Here is a 17747-nt window from a genome sequence, read left to right on the forward strand (position 1 = left end):
GGAGAAGTTGTGTCAAAAAGTATATTGATACACATGAGTTTCTCTCCTTCTGGAGGTACATACATTCAGTTATTTAGACCCAAACTGGATGAAAAGCTTAAAAACCCGTTTAGATAAATGTAACGGGTTTTTAAGCTTTCTTTAGGGAACACTATTCTTCCTTAAAATCTTTTTCTTAGAACGTAAAAACTAAATACATCTGCTCTAAAAAAGTTAGCTGAATAGAGAACTGGTTCGTTTTCTTTTGTATAATGCATTTGACGTAATAGTAATAATGCCTGATCAGGTTCACAATTTAAGATCGGTGAAATTCTTTCATGGTAACCGATAGGTTCAATATAAGCCACAGCATAATCTATGTCCTTTTTGGCATATGTTTTTAAAGCTTGAAAAATAGATTCCTGACTGTGAATCAGTTCTAATGGCATGGTACGTTGATCTACTCTATCTATACAATAAACAACAGGCTCACCATCTGCTGTACGCACTCGTTCTAACTGTGCAAACTTTTCAATTTCTAATGGATCAAATCGACGTTTATCTTCATCTGTAGGTTCAGTAATTTCTGCAGATATATATTGTACACCTGGCTTTTTACCTGATTTCTGGATCATCTCCGTAACACTGCCCAGCTGCTCAATCCCAGAGGATAGAATCGGTTTTGCGTGTACAAAAACACCAACACCAGGTCTTTGAATCAAGATATTTTCTTCTTCTAGTATGGCAATGGCGTGTTGAATTTCTTTACGTGTTACACCTAAATTTTTTGCTAATTCATACTCTGTAGGCAGTTTTTCTTTTTCTTTATAATGCCCATCTTCTATTAAATTTTTAATATAATGTACAGCAGAGATGGTAGATCCATTATTTAAATTAGATAACATAGCTTCCCCCAACCAATCTATATCCAATGTTAGTTTGTTATTACAAACAAATATAACACTTTTAGATCGAATAATAAAGAATATTTTGTTTCTTTTGAATTATTAGTACTAGGAGGAAGAATTTGCTGTCATATCATCAGACATTTGACTTTGTAAAACAGTTCTCGGTTTTGAGCCTTCATAAGGACCTACAACACCTCTATCCTCCATAGCATCTATCAATCGCGCTGCACGTGTATAACCAATACGAAAACGCCTTTGTAACATGGAAACACTGGCACTTTGCATTTCCAGTACTAACTGAACCGCATCGTCATAGAGATCATCGTCCACTTCTTGCTTTACTTCTGTTTCTTCTTCTGGAATCATTTCCTCTTGATACTGCGCCTTTTGTTGTTCCACACAATGATCCACAACACGCTCTACTTCTTCATCAGATAAAAACGCCCCTTGAATACGAACAGGCTTGGATAATCCGACAGGTATAAAGAGCATATCACCTCGTCCTAATAACTTTTCAGCCCCCCCAGAATCAAGGATTGTCCTTGAATCAGTTTGTGACGAAACACTAAAAGCAATTCGTGATGGTATATTTGCCTTGATAACACCGGTAATAACATCAACTGATGGACGTTGCGTTGCGATAATCAAATGAATACCTGCTGCGCGTGCCATTTGCGCCAGTCTTGTAATGGCATCCTCCACATCGTTTGAAGCAACCATCATTAAGTCAGCTAATTCATCAACAATGACAACAATGTAAGGCAGTTGTGGTTGTTGATCTTCTTCCGCTGCATTATGACGATTAATATATTCGTTATATCCTTCTATATTTCTCGTACCAGTCTCTGAGAACAAGTCATACCGTCTTTCCATTTCTGCTACTACTTTTTTTAACGCTCTAGCAGCTTTTTTTGGATCGGTCACTACAGGTGTAAGTAAATGTGGAATTCCATTATATACATTCAATTCCACTTTTTTAGGGTCAATCATCATCATCTTTACTTCATGTGGTTTGGCTCGCATCAAAACACTGGTAATAATGCCATTAATACAAACACTTTTACCACTACCTGTCGCACCTGCAACCAATAAATGTGGCATCTTATTTAATTCCGCAATTACCGCTTCACCGGAAATATCCTTTCCTAAAGCAAAAGCTAAATTGTTCTGAATTTGATTTTTTTTCGTTTCTAACACTTCCCGTAATGTAACCATTGCCGTTTCTTCATTCGGCACCTCTATTCCTACAGCAGATTTCCCTGGGATAGGTGCTTCAATACGAATATCTTTAGCAGCTAAAGCCAGAGCTAAATCATCATGTAAATTAACAATTTTACTAACTTTTACTCCTGCTTCAGGATATACTTCGTATTTGGTTACGGATGGACCGACATGTACTTTTGTTACTCGTGCCTTTACTCCAAAACTTTGGAATGTTTTTTCTAACTTGCGAACAACTCGTTGTATATGCGTTTTATCTTGTTGCTTACCAAAGTTTTTAGGAAGCTCTAAGATATTCATTAATGGTAATTGATAATCTTGATTCTCAAATTCTGTTGTTGGTAATTGTTCTGATTCAGCTGTATCCCAATTGTCTTGTGGTGCTTCTTCTTTGTCTTCAAAATCTTTTACATCTATCGTCTCTACCTGTTCATCTTCAACCTGATCCATCACTGCTAAATCTTCGTTTGCATATGCAATAGCAGGTAGCTCACTGTCATTTGTATCATGGTCATTCTCCAGTAAAATATCATTTTGATCTTCTTCTACTTCTTTTTCTTTTCGTTTTTCTTTCCATTCTACTAATCGTTGTTTACTGTGTTGTAATTTTTCTTGTAATTTATGAAATGCGGTTGAAAATAAATCTCCGATTGATAGATTACAAAACACAATAACCCCAATTAACATCATAAATGCTGCAACAATCATAGCTCCAGAACTTGAAAATAGAAAATAACTAACTGCAAACATGATTGCTGCAATCATCCCACCGCCAAGATAAGCTGACGTACGATCACCTTGAATATACTCCATGAAAAAAGAAAAGCTTTGCCCAATTGAAGGATAATCAGTTGATAGACTATCAGGCGACTGAAATGTAAGAATATGAGTCATTAATAAAAATCCTGCTAGAGCCAAATACGTTCCTATCCACTTTCGTGTTGATAAATTTGGCCACTTTCGTTTCACCATAAGATAGATTCCTACAAATAAAAGGAATAATGATACAATAAAATACCAGATTCCGAAGAAAAAACGAAAAATATTTTCTAGTAGAGACGAGATAGCACCATCGCTAATCATCGTAGCACCACTTCCGAAAATAGCAAAAAATACTAATAATAACCCTAATAATTCTTTTTTTATATTATTTTTTAATGATTGTTTTTTTCTTCTTTTTTTCTTTTTTGCCATATAAAACACTCCTCAAGTCCCTATTCCGTTATTATCATGTTGGTATGTATGAAATACCCTTGCTGAAGTTTGTTAGCAAGGGTGTTTAGTTAGCTCTATTCTGATTTCCATTATAGCATAGAATCAAAAATAGAACGAATATTCTATTGGAGATTTTCACTACTCGAAATAATAGTTCCTGGAGAAAAATGTTCAGCTAAATAATCATTGGGGTCTGTAGATAATAATTGTACGATACGCATATCGCCGTTTTCTAATCTTTGAATACAGCAAGGTTTATTTTGATAGCTAATAAATTCATTTTGCTGGTAATCCTTTTCGGTATAATGGATATCTTCATAACTTATTGGTGTATATAATATCATTGGATCAACTCCTGGGTATCCTTTTTGTTTTCAATTAATTCATTAAGTTTTGACATTGCACCACTTATGCCACCAACTTCATTGATTAATCCATATTTCACAGCATCTTGTCCGACTACATTTGTTCCAATATCCCTAGTTAAATTTCCTTTTTCGAACATTAATTCTTTCAATTTGTCCTCTTTGATATTAGAATGAGCAGTCACAAATTGAAGAACACGTTCCTGCATTTTATCAATATATTCAAATGTTTGTGGCACACCAATAACAAGGCCTGTAAGACGTATCGGATGAATCGTCATGGTTGCTGATGGAGCTATAAAAGAATAATCAGTTGACACAGCTATAGGAACACCAATGGAGTGACCTCCACCTAATACGACAGAAACAGTTGGTTTAGATAATGATGCAATCATTTCTGATAAAGCAAGTCCTGCCTCCACATCACCACCAACTGTATTTAAAATGACGACTAATCCTTCTATTTTAGGATTTTGTTCAATGGCGACTATCTGAGGAATGAGATGTTCATATTTGGTTGTTTTGTTTTGTGGTGGTAGTTGGACATGTCCTTCCACTTGACCGATGATGGATAATACATGAATATTTGAGTCTGGTGCATTCGGTACGGTGGATTGTCCTAATTGTTGAATCTTTTCAACAAGCGATGATGATTGTGACTCTTTTTCTTTTGTTTCTTGTTTTTGTTGTTTCATACCTAATTACCCCTTTACTTCATAGTAGTAATTAGTATGAACCAGCTTGCTTATTTCATTCTGCTACATTACCGGTTATAAAAAAGTGACTTATGTATGTATAACTTACTTTGTTCAATTCATTAAAGAACCCGTTTCATTTAGATAGAAACGAGTTCAAATAATAGTATTTATTGGAATGATTCAATTACTCTGAAAAGGTTTTGTTCTTCAAATGGTGACAATGGCACCAATGGTAAACGAACAGAACCTACGTCAAGTCCCTTGTATGTTAAGGCTGATTTTACAGGTGAAGGAGATGGTGCCATAAATAACGCACGCATGATAGGAAGTAACTTACGGTGAAGTCGACTTGCTTCTTTCACTTTACCTTGTTCAAATAACTCAATCATTTCTTTCATTTCTTTGCCAATGATATGGGAAGAAACAGAAACAATCCCAGAACCACCAATAGATTTAATTGGTAAGGTTAATGAGTCATCACCACTATAAACAGAAAAATCGTCATCTACTTGTTCCAGTATAGAAGCGATGCCGTCGAGATCACCAGTGGAATCTTTCACCGCCACAATGTTATCGATTTGTGATAAGGCCACAACCGTTTCCACATTTAAGCGTACTACTGCTCTTGAAGGTATATTGTACAGCATAATCGGCAATTTGGTTTCTTGCGCAATCGCTGCATAATGTTGATATAATCCCTCTTGATTTGGTTTATTATAATATGGAGTTACAACTAATGATCCATCGACTCCTATTTGTTCTGCTTCTTTGGTTAATTCAATAGATGCCTGTGTATTATTACTTCCAGTACCAGCAATAATAGGTACTCGACCATCCACTACTTTAACCACATGCTTAAATAAAGATATCTTTTCTTCATGACTTAACGTTGGGGATTCACCGGTTGTACCAGCTACAACAAGCCCATCTGATCCAGTAGCAATTAGATGTTCAATCAATTGTGTCGTTATATTTAAATCCATACGATTATTTTGATCAAAAGGTGTCACCATTGCAGTTAACAGTCTTCCGAAATCCATAATGTCACCATCTCCTTTCCAATCTCCTTCACCTTATTTGCAAGTGCTAAACATGTACTAATATAACATTTGCTTCAATTATTGCTTTTCATTTTTTCAATATGGCTGATAAATCATAGTGACCATCGACTGTAATAAAGACCCCACTTCTGGTATTAATTCAGTGCTAACCATGCTAAATTTCACTACCATTCATTGTAGGGAAAAGAAACTCTCACTGAATATAGTTTCTCTATATAGAAAAATGGCGAAGATAATTATGCCATGAATATACGATTTCATCAATAGATAATCTCAAAAAAGTTATTTTTCTAATTGAAATGCTTCATGTAACGCATTAAGTGCTGGTTCTAAATGCATATTTTGAATTAAGACCCATATAGTTCGATGGCTATCTGCTGATTGTAAAATGGGGATATTTTTATTAGTTAATGTCTGTACGATTTTTGATGTAACTCCAGGTACACCTGACATTCCTGCTCCAACTAGAGAAATTTTTGCACAATCTTTGGTAATAATCGGTTGAAGTTTTAACGATTCTAAGACTTGCTTTGCTAAAGTTTCATCTCGTTCAAATATCGTATATATGACACCATTAGGTGATATATTAATAAAATCGACGGAAATACCCGCTTCAGCCATCGCTTTAAATACTTTTACATGTAATTGTTGTGGTTCATTCGCCTCTTGAATTTTAATTTGGGTTATTTGATTAACATATGCAATCCCTGTTGCCAATCGATCATGTACACTTTCAGCATAATCTGTCTCAGGAACATTCGTAATAAGCGTTCCTTTATCATTTAGTCTTGTAGAACGTACTCTAATGGGAACATTGGCCTGCATTGCAATCTCGACTGCTCGAGGGTGTATAACCTTTGCTCCTTGATAGGCTAGATTACATATCTCTGTATAAGAAATGGTATCTAATTTTTGCGCATTGGTAACAACATGAGGATCTGCTGTCATAATACCATTCACATCAGTAAAAATATCTACATATTCTGCTTGTAAAGCAGCTGCTAATGCAGTGGCAGAGGTATCACTCCCACCCCTGCCAATGGTTGTTACTTCATTGTTTTCCGTTTTACCTTGAAACCCAGCTACTACTACTACTTGATGGTTATTAATAATATGTGATAAATGGTCGGTATCTACTGTTTTAATTTGAGCATTAGAAAAATTGCTAGTCGTAATAATTCCAGCTTCTCCACCAGTAATTGCACAAGCATTGATTTGATTCTCTAGTAAATCATGCGAGAAAACCGTCGCAGAAATTGTTTCGCCACAAGATAATAATAAGTCTTTCTCTTTATTACTTAACTTGGAGTGATTACCATCAATTAATGATAATAATGCATCTGTCGAATAAGGTTCTGGGTAACGACCCATCGCTGAAACAACCACTACTACTTTATAGCCTTCATTTAATGCTTCTTTAATATGCTTAATAGCATATTCTCTAGATTCTTTATTTTTAACGGATGTTCCACCAAACTTTTGAACTAATACCCGCATGATGCCACCTCATTTATTTATTGAGCCAGTTATTTTTAATTAAAGATTCAGCAATTTGCACCGAATTCCAAGCAGCTCCTTTTAACAAGTTATCAGAGACTACCCATAAATGGAATCCTTTCTCATTATCTAAATCTTTACGGATACGACCTACAAACACATCACATTTACCTGCTGCTGCCAGAGGGGTAGGATATACTTGATTGGCAGGATCATCTTCTAAGACGATACCATCCGCATTACTAATCGCTTCTTTGAATTGATCAACCGTTACGGCATCTTTATCTACTTCCACATATACACTTTCTGCATGAGATGTAAAGAAAGGTAATCGTACACAAGTTGCTGCAACCTGAACTGAATCATCATGCATGATTTTCTTCGTTTCATTGATCATTTTCATTTCTTCAAATGTATACCCATTATCTTGGAACACATCAATTTGTGGTAATGCATTAAATGCAATTGGGTAATGATGTTTTTCTCCTGATACAGGTAGTAATTCCGGATTTAACTCTTCACCATCTAAAAATGCTTTTGACTGTGAATGTAATTCTTCAACTGCTTCATTTCCAGCTCCTGATACAGCTTGATAAGTTGAAACAATTACTCTGGACATACCAAACTGATCTTGTACCGGTTTAAGCGCAGCTACCATTTGGATTGTGGAACAATTAGGATTTGCAATAATTCCATTATGCTTTTGGATATCCTCTTCGTTCACTTCTGGTACTACAAGCGGCACTTCAGGATCCATACGGAATGCGCTTGTGTTATCAACTACTACGGCACCACGTTTTACTGCTTCTGGTGCCAACTTTTTAGACACTGAACCACCAGCAGAAAAGAGGGCAATATCTACACCTTCAAAACTTTCAGGAGTAGCTTCCTGCACCGTATATGTTTTACCTTGAAACTCCATTTCCTTTCCTGCTGATCGTTTAGAAGATAATAAAAGTAATTCGTTGATTGGAAAGTTCTTTTTATCCAATGTTTCTAACATTTTTGCTCCTACTGCACCAGTAGCACCTACTACTGCTACATTATATTGTTGTCCTGTTGCCATGTTTATTGTCCCCTTCCATTTACTTCAATGTTTAATTTGATTATCTTTTTCATCATAACATATTATCGAGTATTCTTTAATTATTTCATCATAATTACTTGTTTCTTTCTATAACTACTGGCTGTATTTGCTTATATTCAAGAGCATTCTCTACCGTTTCCGGAATGAGTGTCATATCTGATACCATTGAATTTGGTTTCTTTATCGGATCGTCCTGACCAAATGGTACGAAATATATTAGCTTAGTAGACATTAACCTCATTAAATTAACACCATTTAAGCCTAATGCATCATTGGTTGAAACGCCAATGACAACTGGATTTCCATTTCTAATCGTTGCTTTCGTTGCCATCAGAACAGGACTGTCGGTTATGGCATTAGCGAGACGACTCATGGAATTACCAGTCAAAGGAGCTAATATCATAGCATCTAATGGTTCGATCGGTCCTAACGGTTCAGCATCTACAATAGTTGCGATCGGTTCTCTACCTGTAATTTCTTTAACGCGATCCATATGATCTTGAGCTTTACCGAATTTACTGTCAGTCTCTTTAAATGTATAGGAAACAACTGGCACTAATTCGGCACCTAACTCGACTAATTTCTCCATTTGTGGAAAAACATCTGCATAAGTACAATGTGATCCAGTTAAACCAAATCCAATCTTTTTCCCTTTAAAATCCACTAAAATACCTCCTATATTCGTAATCTTTATACAGAATCACAGGGTTCACCAATTGGGCTTACGTTATATGCCCAGTATATGCCCAGATCATCTGTGTGTTACTGTTAGGAGGTGAATAGTATTTTGGCTATGCGATCAGCCAGAATTTCGCCTGCGGTTGTCGGAGCTACCATTCCCGGCAAACCTAAAGCATGGATCGCTTCTATCCCTCTGGTTTTCGCATATTCAAAATCAATACCCCCAGGCTTGGAGGCTAAATCGATAATAATCGCCTGACTATTCATTTTTTCAATAAGAGATTTATCTACTACTTTTGCAGGAATCGTATTAATTAAAATTTGACATTTATCTATATATTGCTCGATCTGGTCTAACGGATACGCTTCCCATCCTTTTTCATAAACGCGTGCCAAATCAGTTTCATGCTTGGAAATAACTGCTAGATTAGCTCCAAGACCAGCAAAGCTATTGGCAGTCGTTTCACCAACTCGCCCATATCCAAATACGAATACATTCGAATGATGAATGGTGAAATCGGTATGTTTGATAGCAAGCATAATAGCTCCTTCGGCAGTAGGGATGGAATTATAAATAGCAACATCATCTCTTTCCATTAATTTGATCAAATGTAAACGATTGTTGCTAATATGCTGATCCAGCTTTTGATTGGATATTCCGGTGAACACAATACAATCTTTTGGTAATGACTGAAACCATTCCTCTGTTAATTGTATTTTTTCATTTGAAAACATTGTTTCGACAAAGCCATCATCATCTATACCGGTAATCGGTAATATGACACCATCTAATTGAGATGTATCCAAATTCTCGATTGTTGACTGCATAACCCCTGTGTAGCTTTGCTCTACTTGTTCAAAACCTAATATTCTAATACTTAGTTGATCAATCGTTTTAAGCGCGTGAATTAAAGGCAAATAACGTGCATCGCCTCCAATAATGGCAATTTTTTTCGTCTTCTGCATCTTGTCACCTCACCAAATCTCTATCTAACAATTATATATTATCTAAAATTATCATATGAAAATATGGAACAGAAGTGAAGGGGCAAATACCCTAGGAATAAAGAAAAAGAACTCAAAGTGGCGTAAAGAAAGACTAAAACAGAGGATAGAATATGTGCAGAAAAACAGAGTAGATGTTGAACTGTATAGAGGTGACTGAGGTGAGTGAAAGCAAAGTTTAAAATCCAGTTCATCATCTTCTTATAAGAAAAACTAGATCAAAACCCAAACTTATTAGCAGTAGATAACAACTGCCAACCTTTAAATACTTGGAAAAATAGGGTCTTCATCCCATTTTTATTAAATGATGAGAGCTAGGATCTTCAGCTCGCGTGAGTTCCATAGGAGTATCGCATTTTCTGCAGCTTAGTATTGTTTTCTGATCAAGTGAGAAGAAGTCCAAGCAAGTATATTCCTAGTAATTCAACTTTCTACCATCAGAAAATCACTACTAGCGGAGGCAACATACGTAGACTCCTACGGGAACAGTGACCAAAGTGAGACCCCACAGCGAACGACCTTGGTGAGCGAGGAGGCTCACAGTCTCCGGGGGGAAAGCGAAACGGTCAGCCGCAGCGGTTGGCTTGCACACTTTAACTTTCATCATAAACAACATGACTAGTCAACTAAATCTTTATTTATTACACTTTTTAAACGTGAATAAGAAACAAAAATACTGTGATACCAACGGTTATATACTTTCCTTTCTTATCAAAAAAACGAAGCTCCATTAGCTTCGTTTTTCACACTTCATCTGTTTCGACAATAATCATATCGTCTCCGACTTTTTTGATTTGTTTCCAATCAATACGTGAATAAGACTCTGATTTTCTTAAGCCGAACATACTGTATTGTGGAATGGTAAAAGATAGAATCTGTCCTGTTTTTTCATCAATTTCTAGGTCTGTTTGTCCCAAAACCCCTAATCTAGAACCTGTAGTTAAGTCGATTAACTCTTTACTACTTAAATCATTAAATCGCATCATTGCCACCTCCAATCTGTTATTCAGGTGAAATAATGGCAGTTGCCGCCTGATCGATCTGTAGTGTATCGAGAATTTGTTGAACATCATCTAATTTCACATCATCTATCTTTTTCATGATATCATCGAGGGAAGGATGGTTTTGTAGTAATAATTCATTTCTCGCATTTCTGCTCATTTTGCTGTTAGTACTTTCCAGGCTTAACATATAAAGTCCTTTTAATTGTTCTTTACTGTTTTGCCACTCTTTATTAGATAAACCATTCTTCCTCAATTGATCGACAATATAGTATATTTTATCTTGAACAATATACAACTGATTTTTCGAAGTTCCCGCATAAATGGTTAACAAGCCACTGTCAATAAAAGCACTATGATAAGAAAAGATCGAGTAAGCCATTCCTGCTTTTTCTCTTATTTCTTGGAACAGCCTGGAACTCATACTGCCACCTAATACATTGTTTACTATCAACATTGCATATTCATGCTCGTCTTCTATTCTAACACCTTCATATCCTAAACAAAGATGGGCTTGTTCTGTTTCTTTAGTTTGTGAAATTTGCTTAGAATGAAATGCAGGTTTGCTTACATATTTTTTATCAGGTAAAGTTTTATTTCTCTCAACTGAAAGAATGTCTTCTACCACTTTAATAAAACGATGATCAGCATTACCGACAATTGACACAACTATGTTCTCAGGAACGTATTGATTTTGTAAATATTGAAGCATATCTTGTTTTAACATTTGATTAACGGTAGATTTTGATCCTAATATTGGTTTTGCCAGTGGATGTTGTTGATAAGCTGCTTCAGCTAATAAATCATGTATAATATCGTCTGGTGTGTCTTCTGTCATATTGATCTCTTCTAACACTACCTTCTTTTCTCTTTCGATCTCTGTTTGCGCGAAAGTAGAGTGTAGTAACATATCTGCTAAAATTTCAATAGCCATTTTTTTATGAGTATCGAGGACTTTGGCATAATAGCAGGTATATTCTTTTGAAGTGAAAGCATTAATTTCACCACCAATACTGTCAAACGCCTCCGCAATTTCCTGTGATGTTCGATTTTCTGTTCCTTTAAATAACATATGCTCTATAAAATGAGATATGCCGTTTAGTTCTGGAGCCTCTTCTCTTGAACCGGTTTTGACCCAAATTCCAATAGTGACTGATCTAACCGAAGTGACTTCTTCCAAAACAATGCGCATACCATTATTGCATTCCTTACGATGTAACAAATCCAAGTCCTCCTAATTTCCATGCTTTAAGTACTAAATCTGAAACGTAATAAATACAACTGCGAAATAGTGAAAATTTTCAGAGTGAGACTCTTTTTCATTCTTTCCATAGAGAGTGCTATTTGACCGCTCCGGAAGAATACTCGCTTTCCGCGGGCTCGGCTTCAGCTAACATTGCAAAGCAGACCACTTTGCAATGTGGATCTTCAGCTCGCGCTGTCCCACAGGAGTCTCCGTATTCTGCCTAAGCTAATAACGTTATTCTATCTTTTTAAGTGAAAACATTCGGAAACCATTTCCCGTGTATTACTCACTCAAAAATCAGAACACTACGCAAAGCGGAGGCAAGATACGCAGACTCCGTGATGCACCTGCGTCTTCTAGTAACGCTTAGTTGTAGGCTTCCTCAGTACAAGGGAGCAAATAAGTTTATTCAAGTAGTTTCCTGGCTGAGGCCGTGCCCGTGGAAAGCGAAGTATCTTGCCGTAGCATATCGTAGCACTCATGAAAATTCAGAATGGAAGAAAGCATATCTAAAACTTATAACTTCGCAGTTTATGTTTTATGTATTTCTTTTTATTCTTTCTGAAGGTTTAAAAAAAGAAACTGGTTGGCCAGCTTCTTCTTTGATTAATTGTTTTCTTTTTGTTCAATTAGGACAGCTTTTCTTGAGAGGTTGATTCGTCCTTGGCGGTCGATTTCTTTTACTTTAACCATAATCTGATCGCCAATAGATACAACATCCTCTACCTTGCCAATTCTTTCTTCCGCTAGTTCTGAAATATGAACTAGTCCTTCCTTACCTTTAAATAACTCTACAAATGCACCAAATTTTTCAACACGTTTCACCGTACCAAGATACATTTGTCCAACTTCAACTTCGCGAACAATATCTTCAATTAATTTTTGAGCTTTTTTGTTCATCTCCGTATCAGTTGAGGATATAAACACATGCCCATCTTGTTCAATATCTATTTTAACACCGGTCTCTTCAATAATTTGATTGATTTGTTTACCGCTTGGACCAATCACATCACGAATCTTATCCGGATTAATATCCATTGTTAAAATTTTCGGAGCATAATCAGATAGCTCATTTTTAGGCTCTTGAATTGTTTCTAGCATGTGAGAAAGAATGTGCATGCGACCTTTTTTCGCTTGGCTTAACGCTTCATCTAGGATTTCACGAGATAAACCTTCAATCTTAATATCCATTTGTAGCGCTGTTACACCTTTTTCTGTACCCGCTACTTTGAAGTCCATATCTCCCAAGAAGTCTTCCATACCTTGAATATCACTTAAGATCGAATAGTCATCACCTGATTTGACAAGTCCCATAGCGATACCAGCTACTGGTGCTTTAATCGGCACACCTGCATCCATCATGGCTAATGTACTTGCACAAATACTTGCTTGTGATGTTGAACCGTTAGATTCTAACACTTCTGAAACAAGACGAACTGTATAAGGGAATTCTTTTTCATCTGGTATTACTTTTTCTAAGGCGCGTTCACCTAATGCACCATGCCCTATTTCGCGTCGTCCTGGTCCACGGATTGGTCCTGTTTCACCAACACTAAAAGATGGGAAATTATAGTGATGCATAAAACGTTTTGATTCTTCTGCATCTAAACCATCGAGAATTTGGACATCGCCTAACGCTCCTAACGTACATACACTTAGAGCTTGTGTTTGACCACGAGTAAATAGTCCAGAACCGTGGGTACGTGGTAAAACGCCAATTCTGGAAGACAACGGTCTAATTTCATCAATTTTTCTTCCATCTGGACGTACTTTTTCTTTTGTAATCAAGCGACGAACTTCTTCTTTCACAATTTTATCTAATACATTCGCAACTTGTTTTAATGTGTCGGCTTCTGCCTCAGCTTCTTCATATTCTGCTTTAACTTCTGTTTTTACTTGTTCAATTGCTTCCTCACGTGCATGTTTTTCTTGTACCTGAATCGCATCTACTAGTCGATCTTTTGCTTTCTTCTCTACTTCTTCTACAATGGAATCATTAAGTTCGAATAATTTAATTTCCATTTTTTCCACTTGTAATGCTTCAATGATTTGTTCTTGAAAAGCAATTAACCGTTTGATTTCTTCGTGACCAAACATGATCGCTTCTAGCATAATTTCTTCCGGTACTTCATTTGCTCCTGCTTCCACCATGTTTATCGCATCTTTTGTACCAGCTACTGTTAGATCAATATCACTTTTTTCACGTTCTTCCAATGTTGGGTTAATAACAAAGTTTCCATCTACTCTTCCTACCACAACACCTGCAATTGGTCCTCCGAAAGGTATATCGGAAACACTTAGAGCGATAGATGAACCAATCATTGCTGCAATTTCAGATGGCAAGTTCTGATCCACACTCATAACGGTACTAATGACTTGTACCTCATTCCGAAAACCATCAGGGAACAAAGGACGAATCGGACGGTCAATCAGTCTTGATGTTAATACAGCTTTTTCACTAGGTCTACCTTCTCTTTTAATGAATCCTCCAGGGATTTTACCAACCGCGTATAAACGTTCTTCATAATTAACGGTTAGCGGGAAGAATGGTAAATCTTTTGGTTCTTTTGAAGCTGTTGCAGTTGCTAATACAGCTGTGTCACCATAATGCACCATACATGCTCCATTTGCTTGTTTAGCCAGTTCACCAATTTCAACACGGAATGGTTGACCGGCAATTTCAGTTGTAAATACTTTCTTTTCATCTACCATTATAGTACTCCTCTCAAAACAACTATGCTTGTACATTACTACATTTTATTTTAGCATGATGTTTCCACATATGTAACTAGTTCCATATATTAAACATAATTCGGAATAATATTAGTATTTTCTAATTAGCATAGAATTAATCAATTTGTTGTTTATTTCTTTAACCAACTTTATGAAAAATATACTTATTCCTTATTATGCTATTATTTCCACTAGTTTTTTACATACAGAAAAAGCGGGATCACTCCCGCTTTTTGTTGGTTTATCGACGTAAACCTAATTTTTGAATTAGTGTACGGTAACGTGCAACGTCTTTATTACGTAAGTAGTTTAACAAGTTACGACGTTTACCTACCATTTTTAATAGACCACGACGTGAATGGTGATCTTTCTTATGAATTCGTAAGTGGTTATTCAAATTATTGATTTCCTCTGTAAGGACAGCAATTTGAACCTCTGGTGAACCAGTATCGTTCTCATGTGTTTTGAATTCACTGATGATTTCATTTTTACGCTCTTGTGTAATAGCCATCCTATTCACCTCCTAATATTTCAGTTTGAAACCCCAATCCCCTAGCAATCGCCGGAGAAATCGAATAGCCAAGTGGATGGTTTCCGTATTAAAGGTTACAACTTTTCGACTTAAAATGCAAGAGGTTTTATTCATTTATTGCAAAAAATTCACGACTTTGTTCTTCGTCTTCTTTCAACTTCGCTACCAATTCATCAATTCCGGAGAATTTTTCCTCATCTCGAATAAATTTTTTCCAATATACTACTATAGTTTCTCCATAAATATTTTCATCAAAATTAAATATGTGTACTTCAAGTTTTGTATTTCTTCGATCATCTGTAAAGGTTGGGTTATAGCCAAGGTTTGCCATGCCGTAATATTGCTTATCTCCAACTTGTACTTCTACAGCGTATACACCTATTCTAGGCAAAAAATAATAATCCTCTATCTTTATGTTAGCAGTAGGATAGCCGATTGTTCGACCACGTTTATCCCCATGAATGACTTCACCGGTTAAAGAATAAGGCCTACCCAGTAATACCTCTGCTTGTTTTATATTCCCTTGTTTTAATTCCTTGCGAATTCTGGTTGAGCTAATTTTTTCTTCCTGATAATCTAACCTGCTGATTGTTGTAACCTCAAGATCATTATCAATAAATTCATGGATATTTTCCATATTACCTGAACCTTTATGACCAAAGGTAAAATCAAATCCAGCGACTAACTGTGAAATATTTAGAGTTACTATAAAATGTTCAATAAATTCTTTAGGTGTTAATTTAGCTAATGACTGATCAAATCGAATAATATATAAACGATTAACTCCTAGAGCTTCAATTCTTTTTATTTTTTCATCAATAGGGGTAATATAACGTACTCGATCTTTTTTCTTTTGCAATACTACAGAAGGATGTGGATCAAAAGTAATCACAGCTGATTCTTTGTCCTTTTGACTAGCCATGTTAATAGCTTGCTGGATTACCGCTTGATGTCCTTTATGAACTCCATCAAAGAAACCAATAGCAGCTACCGTATCCGGCAAGTTAGCTTTTTTTAATTCATGGGGGTATACAAGTGATTGCACTTCCACCTGTTTCACCTACTTTCTTTCATTCAATCTGAAAACACGAGCTGGTTTTATTTCTTTTTTATTATCATGTATTTGATATATAGCTACAATTTGATTGTGATAAGTCATTCGAAAAAAAGCTGTATCAGGTCTCGGACTAGGTAATGGTAATTTTTGTCCATGCCATACTTTTTCTTTTATATTTTCATCAATTTCCAATTTATCTAAATGTGCAAGACCTTTATTTATTGATAAAAGCGGGACTGGTTGATTACTATCCACGCACTCTTGAATTTGATCAAGAGTTAAAGTATCTTGTTCAGACAAATTGCCAGTAGCTTTTCTTACTAAATGGGACATATGGGAAGGAAATCCTAAAGCTTTTCCGATATCAACACACAATGTACGGACATATGTACCTTTAGAACATGTAACTTCGAATTCAATAGCTTGTGTCTTTCCTACTTTATCATATGTAGTAGCCAAAAAACGAATATTGTGTATCTTCACTTGACGATAAGGTCTTTCAACTGGTTCATTGGCTCTTGCATATTCATATAACTTTTTTCCATTCACTTTGACTGCAGAATATAGTGGGACTTGTTGTGTAATGTCACCACAAAATTCTTGTAATACACAATTAACGGTTTCTTCCGATATTTCGGCATCTACATTCTCTTGTTTCTGCATTGCTCCTGTTTGATCTTCCGTATCGGTAGAGTACCCCAATGTTACTTTTGCTCGATACGTTTTAGTCGTATCCGTTAAAAAAGGGACAATTTTTGTTGCCTCTCCAATACAAATAGGTAGTACTCCTTCTACTTCTGGGTCAAGTGTACCAGTATGCCCTACTTTTTTGATGCCTAGTATTTTTCTAACCTTAAAAACACAATCATGTGACGTCATTCCTTTGGTTTTCCATAATGGTAAAATCCCGTCCATACGTCACCTCCACTTCATTAAATGTAGACAGTCAGAAAACCCTTGTAAACACAAGGGTTCTCATTTATCTATAGACTATACATCCAAAGATGTCTAGCTCCAGCGCCATAGCAAATCGTTGTACCTTACTCCGTGGAACAGTCCAGACATAGCGCATCGGGCGCTTGTACTTTTCTTATTGATCTTCTGATTCATTTAATTCTCTAAGAATATGTTCGATCCGATTTCCTCTTTCGATGGTGTCATCGAAATCAAACATTAATTCTGGTGTTTTTCTCAATCTAATTCGATTGCCAATCTCCGAACGGATAAAGCCTTTTGCTTTAGCAAGACCAATTAGAGTTTCTTGTCTTTTGTTTTCATCACCTAAAACCGAGATAAATACTTTTGCTTGTTGTAGGTCTCCGGTAACTTCTACATCTGTAATGGTAACAAACCCTACTCTAGGATCTTTAATTTTGCGGGATATGATATCACCAAGCTCTTTTTTCATTTGTTCGGCGACTCGATTAGAGCGTAATTCCCCCATCTATATCACCTCTTTCC

Annotated in this window: 16 protein-coding genes; all 16 read right to left on the bottom strand. The window is 36.1% G+C overall.

What is annotated here, in order from left to right:
* Positions 1-161: 161 nt before the first annotated feature.
* On the bottom strand, positions 162-884 hold the full coding sequence (locus ACTWP4_RS10190; RefSeq protein WP_443128655.1) for a GntR family transcriptional regulator: 723 nt from the start codon (positions 882-884) through the stop codon (positions 162-164).
* Positions 885-992: 108 nt separating this feature from the next.
* Positions 993-3302 carry a DNA translocase FtsK gene (locus ACTWP4_RS10195; RefSeq protein ID WP_443128656.1) on the bottom strand — a complete coding sequence of 770 codons (2310 nt, stop codon included), beginning with the start codon at positions 3300-3302 and terminating at the stop codon, positions 993-995.
* Between the two features lie 143 nt (positions 3303-3445).
* On the bottom strand, positions 3446-3667 hold the full coding sequence (locus ACTWP4_RS10200; RefSeq protein ID WP_443128657.1) for a YlzJ-like family protein: 222 nt from the start codon (positions 3665-3667) through the stop codon (positions 3446-3448).
* Positions 3664-4383 carry a ClpP family protease gene (locus ACTWP4_RS10205; protein WP_443128658.1) on the bottom strand — a complete coding sequence of 240 codons (720 nt, stop codon included), beginning with the start codon at positions 4381-4383 and terminating at the stop codon, positions 3664-3666. The genes ACTWP4_RS10200 and ACTWP4_RS10205 overlap by 4 nt, the downstream gene beginning before the upstream one ends.
* Before the next feature lie 170 nt (positions 4384-4553).
* A complete protein-coding gene (dapA, locus tag ACTWP4_RS10210) occupies positions 4554-5429 on the bottom strand; it encodes a 4-hydroxy-tetrahydrodipicolinate synthase (RefSeq protein WP_443128903.1) in 876 nt (291 codons plus the stop codon).
* Between the two features lie 300 nt (positions 5430-5729).
* Entirely contained in the window at positions 5730-6944 is a 1215-nt protein-coding gene (gene dapG / locus ACTWP4_RS10215; protein WP_443128659.1) for an aspartate kinase, read from the bottom strand.
* A 13-nt stretch (positions 6945-6957) separates the two neighbouring features.
* Positions 6958-8010 (bottom strand): aspartate-semialdehyde dehydrogenase, encoded by a 1053-nt coding sequence (asd, locus tag ACTWP4_RS10220; protein ID WP_443128660.1) that lies wholly within the window; start codon positions 8008-8010, stop codon positions 6958-6960.
* A gap of 94 nt (positions 8011-8104) precedes the next feature.
* Positions 8105-8695, bottom strand: a complete 591-nt coding sequence (locus tag ACTWP4_RS10225) for a dipicolinate synthase subunit B (RefSeq protein ID WP_018932620.1) — start codon at positions 8693-8695, stop codon at positions 8105-8107.
* A gap of 104 nt (positions 8696-8799) precedes the next feature.
* Entirely contained in the window at positions 8800-9678 is an 879-nt protein-coding gene (gene dpaA, locus ACTWP4_RS10230) for a dipicolinic acid synthetase subunit A (RefSeq protein WP_443128661.1), read from the bottom strand.
* A 782-nt stretch (positions 9679-10460) separates the two neighbouring features.
* The gene (locus ACTWP4_RS10235; protein WP_443128904.1) at positions 10461-10700 is read right to left on the bottom strand and encodes a YlmC/YmxH family sporulation protein; all 240 of its coding nucleotides are present in this window, start codon (positions 10698-10700) and stop codon (positions 10461-10463) included.
* A gap of 19 nt (positions 10701-10719) precedes the next feature.
* Entirely contained in the window at positions 10720-11940 is a 1221-nt protein-coding gene (locus ACTWP4_RS10240; protein ID WP_443128662.1) for a M16 family metallopeptidase, read from the bottom strand.
* Between the two features lie 630 nt (positions 11941-12570).
* The gene (gene pnp / locus ACTWP4_RS10245; RefSeq protein ID WP_443128663.1) at positions 12571-14676 is read right to left on the bottom strand and encodes a polyribonucleotide nucleotidyltransferase; all 2106 of its coding nucleotides are present in this window, start codon (positions 14674-14676) and stop codon (positions 12571-12573) included.
* Positions 14677-14938: 262 nt separating this feature from the next.
* The gene (gene rpsO / locus ACTWP4_RS10250; RefSeq protein ID WP_443128664.1) at positions 14939-15208 is read right to left on the bottom strand and encodes a 30S ribosomal protein S15; all 270 of its coding nucleotides are present in this window, start codon (positions 15206-15208) and stop codon (positions 14939-14941) included.
* 127 nt (positions 15209-15335) lie between these two features.
* A complete protein-coding gene (locus ACTWP4_RS10255; protein ID WP_443128665.1) occupies positions 15336-16280 on the bottom strand; it encodes a bifunctional riboflavin kinase/FAD synthetase in 945 nt (314 codons plus the stop codon).
* A 9-nt stretch (positions 16281-16289) separates the two neighbouring features.
* Positions 16290-17201: a tRNA pseudouridine(55) synthase TruB gene (gene truB / locus ACTWP4_RS10260; protein WP_443128666.1), complete on the bottom strand. Its 912-nt coding sequence runs from the start codon at positions 17199-17201 to the stop codon at positions 16290-16292.
* Between the two features lie 175 nt (positions 17202-17376).
* On the bottom strand, positions 17377-17730 hold the full coding sequence (rbfA, locus tag ACTWP4_RS10265; protein ID WP_443128667.1) for a 30S ribosome-binding factor RbfA: 354 nt from the start codon (positions 17728-17730) through the stop codon (positions 17377-17379).
* Positions 17731-17747 lie beyond the last annotated feature (17 nt).

This window comes from Gracilibacillus sp. D59, assembly GCF_052246695.1.
Taxonomy (GTDB): Bacteria; Bacillota; Bacilli; order Bacillales; family Amphibacillaceae; genus Gracilibacillus.

Bases quoted from the DNA above. Each gene is read 5' to 3' on its own strand.
- ACTWP4_RS10190 (WP_443128655.1), bottom strand. From the start codon at position 884: ATGTTATCTAATTTAAATAATGGATCTACCATCTCTGCTGTACATTAT.
- ACTWP4_RS10195 (WP_443128656.1), bottom strand. From the start codon at position 3,302: ATGGCAAAAAAGAAAAAAAGAAGAAAAAAACAATCATTAAAAAATAAT.
- ACTWP4_RS10200 (WP_443128657.1), bottom strand. From the start codon at position 3,667: ATGATATTATATACACCAATAAGTTATGAAGATATCCATTATACCGAA.
- ACTWP4_RS10205 (WP_443128658.1), bottom strand. From the start codon at position 4,383: ATGAAACAACAAAAACAAGAAACAAAAGAAAAAGAGTCACAATCATCA.
- dapG (WP_443128659.1), bottom strand. From the start codon at position 6,944: ATGCGGGTATTAGTTCAAAAGTTTGGTGGAACATCCGTTAAAAATAAA.
- asd (WP_443128660.1), bottom strand. From the start codon at position 8,010: ATGGCAACAGGACAACAATATAATGTAGCAGTAGTAGGTGCTACTGGT.
- dpaA (WP_443128661.1), bottom strand. From the start codon at position 9,678: ATGCAGAAGACGAAAAAAATTGCCATTATTGGAGGCGATGCACGTTAT.
- ACTWP4_RS10235 (WP_443128904.1), bottom strand. From the start codon at position 10,700: ATGCGATTTAATGATTTAAGTAGTAAAGAGTTAATCGACTTAACTACA.
- pnp (WP_443128663.1), bottom strand. From the start codon at position 14,676: ATGGTAGATGAAAAGAAAGTATTTACAACTGAAATTGCCGGTCAACCA.
- rpsO (WP_443128664.1), bottom strand. From the start codon at position 15,208: ATGGCTATTACACAAGAGCGTAAAAATGAAATCATCAGTGAATTCAAA.
- truB (WP_443128666.1), bottom strand. From the start codon at position 17,201: ATGGACGGGATTTTACCATTATGGAAAACCAAAGGAATGACGTCACAT.
- rbfA (WP_443128667.1), bottom strand. From the start codon at position 17,730: ATGGGGGAATTACGCTCTAATCGAGTCGCCGAACAAATGAAAAAAGAG.